The sequence below is a fragment of the Kitasatospora sp. NPDC007106 genome (assembly GCF_040634455.1).
Taxonomy (GTDB): Bacteria; Actinomycetota; Actinomycetes; order Streptomycetales; family Streptomycetaceae; genus Kitasatospora; species Kitasatospora arboriphila.
This window is the reverse complement of the sequence record NZ_JBEYFP010001001.1, coordinates 1-2007: the sequence shown is the minus strand read 5'-3', so window position 1 is coordinate 2007 and position 2007 is coordinate 1. Positions and strand designations below refer to the sequence as shown.

The following is a 2007-nucleotide window of genomic DNA, read 5'->3' as shown; positions in this document are numbered from 1 at the left end:
GCGTCGTGTTCCCGCGGGCGGTGCCGCGGGTCAGGTCAGGGTGATCCGGATGCCGACCGTGCCGCGGTCGCCGCGGCGGACCCGGCTGCCGAGCAGGGTGAGCACGCCGAGCAGGCCGTACTTCTGCCGCAGCAGGGTGCGGTAGGCGGCGGTCTTCTCGGGCGGGCAGATCTCGGCGGTGCCGGGCACCTGCTCGCCGGTCGGCCTGCCGCGGACGTCGCACGGGCCGACCAGCACGTCCGCCCGGTTGCGGATCCGGCGGACCTTCCAGGAGTCGGAGACCGTCCAGACGCCCAGCGCGTCGCCGTCCCGCACCACCCACACCGGGGTGGGGACCGCCGTGCCGTCCTTCTTGAAGGTGGTGACCAGCAGGTAGCTGCCTGCGGCGAGGCGGACGAGGCGTTCGAGCCGGTCGTCGGGCGTGGCGTTCATGCCGCGCAGTCTAGGGCTTGCCCGACCCCCGGTGGATCACGGTCCGCCGTGGATCACGGTGCGTCGTGCGGTGCCCGGTCGCCGGCCTCCGGGCCGTCCTCGGGCAGCACGCCGGCCGTCGGCTCGGAGCGGCGCGGGCCGGGCACCCGGCCGAGGGCCGAGCGGGTGGCGCCGAAGCCGGTCTCGTGGTCCCACACGTGGGTGCAGCCGGGGCACTGCAGGTGGAGCAGGCTCCCGGTGTTGGAGATCAGGTAGCGCCAGTGCTCCGAGCAGGAGCGGCGCTCCCCGCAGGGCGTGCAGTCGCGGGCGTCGTCGCAGTTGGGGCAGGCGATCCACGCGCGGCGACCGATGTCGGCCTGCGGGTCAACGGGCAGCATCGGTCCGCTCCTCCACGGGCAGCACGCCCGCCGTGACGAGGTCGTCGTAGAGCCGCTGCTGCTCGGCGTCCAGGCCGGAGTAGAGCAGGGCGTAGGCCTCGGCCTCGCGGCGCTCCTCCTCGGCGATGTCCCGGGTGGGCCCGAGCGAGGCGGCCGCCAGCGACCGGCGGCGGATCTCGTCGGCGGTGATGTCGAAGACGAAGGCCGTCGACGGCTCGGGGCGGTCGGCGTCCTCGGTGCGGTGGTGCGACTGCGGAGACATGCCAGCAGAACTTAGGTAACCCTTCCTTCGCTGTCAAGGTGATGTGCGCAACCCGTTCACCAGCTGAGATGCTTCCGAGACAAGGGCCGTCCGTGGGCGAAGCTCCCGTCCGGGGACCGCGGCTGTCGGCGGTCCGTCATGCCGCGCTCCGGGCACCGGGACTGAGGGCCCGTCGGAGTGGCGGGCCGGGTCTGTCTTTCGGGGGAGCCGTGCCGGCGCCCGGTCCGTCCAGCGGCGTACACCTGGCGGACGAGGCGGAGGGGGTGGGATTCCTCATGCGGGCGGACGGACCGGCCGCGGGCCGCGCCTAGGGTTGTGGACATGGCAGAGCTGGGGGACCTCGTGGGACGGACCGCCGACCGGCTGGCGGAGCAGCAGGTCGGCGCGGTGGTGGTCGGCCTCGCGGACGGCGCGGCGGAGATCCGCGGCGCCGGGTCGGCCGGCGGTGCGGCCTCCGGGCCGCCCGGCCCGGACACCCTCTTCGAGATCGGCTCGATCACCAAGGTCTTCACCGCCCTGCTGCTGGCCCGGACGGTGCTCGCCGGCGACGCCGCCCTGGAGGAGCCGCTCGCGGGCCTGCTGCCCGGCTGCACCGTCCCCGGCCGCGGCGGCCGGCGGATCACCCTCCAGCACCTGGCCACCCACACCTCCGGCCTGCCGCGCCTGCCCAAGGGCATGCTGCTGCCCGCCCTGCTCAACCCGCGGGCCGCGGACCCGTACGCCGGCTGCACCGCCGACCGGCTGCTCGACGGGCTCGCCCGGACGAAGCTCCGCTCGGTGCCCGGCCGCACCTTCCGGTACTCCAACCTCGGCGCCGGCCTCCTCGGCCTCGCCCTCGCCCGGCGCGCCGGCACCGACTACGAGCAGCTCGTCCGCCGCGAGGTCTGCCTGCCGCTCGGGCTCGCCGACACGGTCGTCACGCCCGGTGCCGGCGGC

Annotated in this window: 3 protein-coding genes and 1 pseudogene; 1 reads left to right on the top strand and 3 read right to left on the bottom strand. The window is 75.4% G+C overall.

Annotated features, from left to right (window positions below):
• Positions 1-30 precede the first annotated feature (30 nt).
• The 3 genes and pseudogenes from ABZ641_RS35035 to ABZ641_RS35025 form a co-directional block, all read right to left on the bottom strand.
• Positions 31-432: a PPOX class F420-dependent oxidoreductase gene (locus ABZ641_RS35035; protein WP_344625502.1), complete on the bottom strand. Its 402-nt coding sequence runs from the start codon at positions 430-432 to the stop codon at positions 31-33.
• 158 nt (positions 433-590) lie between these two features.
• Positions 591-809: pseudogene (locus tag ABZ641_RS35030) on the bottom strand (hypothetical protein); the annotation flags it as partial.
• On the bottom strand, positions 796-1071 hold the full coding sequence (locus ABZ641_RS35025) for a DUF6400 family protein (RefSeq protein ID WP_359988432.1): 276 nt from the start codon (positions 1069-1071) through the stop codon (positions 796-798). The pseudogene ABZ641_RS35030 and the gene ABZ641_RS35025, both read right to left, overlap by 14 nt.
• Positions 1072-1392: 321 nt before the next feature.
• On the opposite strand from ABZ641_RS35025, the gene ABZ641_RS35020 reads away from it, so the two are divergent.
• Positions 1393-2007 (top strand): serine hydrolase domain-containing protein (locus tag ABZ641_RS35020; protein WP_359988430.1); only part of this gene is annotated, 615 nt, incomplete at its 3' end.

What these genes read in the sequence shown, in the direction of transcription:
- ABZ641_RS35025 (WP_359988432.1), bottom strand. Translation starts at nt 1,071, where the DNA reads ATGTCTCCGCAGTCGCACCACCGCACCGAGGACGCCGACCGCCCCGAG.
- ABZ641_RS35035 (WP_344625502.1), bottom strand. Translation starts at nt 432, where the DNA reads ATGAACGCCACGCCCGACGACCGGCTCGAACGCCTCGTCCGCCTCGCC.